Raw genomic sequence first — 416 nt, 5'->3', positions numbered from 1 at the left:
ATTTTCTCCAAGGATATCTTCCGTCAGTTCAACACCAATCGAATTGGTGGAGCTGAGCGGGATCGAACCGCTGACCCCCTGCTTGCAAAGCAGGTGCTCTCCCAGCTGAGCTACAGCCCCAACCGTTCCGATCATCTGCCAGATCCCAGAATGGTGGGCCCGGGCAGACTCGAACTGCCGACCTCACGCTTATCAGGCGTGCGCTCTAACCACCTGAGCTACGGGCCCATTCCGGTTGCACGCACCACCTAAGTGTCGCTCGACGCTTAAAGTGAGCGGGCGTGGTTCGTATCCTTGTGAGAAAGAGAAACGTGGACGGCGGCACTCGCCATACCAACCGAATACCAAAGGTATTTCCGTGGCGTATTGCGTTTCGATGGTCACCTGACTGGTGCCATCTATGTTCTAAAAAGCAC

The 416-nt window shown here is 55.5% G+C and carries 2 tRNA genes; both read right to left on the bottom strand.

Annotation, left to right across the window (positions count from 1 at the left end):
• Nucleotides 1-44: 44 nt before the first annotated feature.
• Nucleotides 45-120: transfer RNA gene (locus tag IB263_RS33870), tRNA-Ala, on the bottom strand.
• 31 nt (nucleotides 121-151) lie between these two features.
• Nucleotides 152-228 (bottom strand) — tRNA-Ile (locus IB263_RS33865).
• Nucleotides 229-416 lie beyond the last annotated feature (188 nt).

The organism is Ensifer sp. ENS03, from assembly GCF_014852035.1.
GTDB lineage: Bacteria > Pseudomonadota > Alphaproteobacteria > Rhizobiales > Rhizobiaceae > Ensifer > Ensifer adhaerens.
The sequence above is the reverse complement of the archived record's forward strand: the minus strand, read 5'-3'. Positions and strand labels throughout refer to the sequence as shown.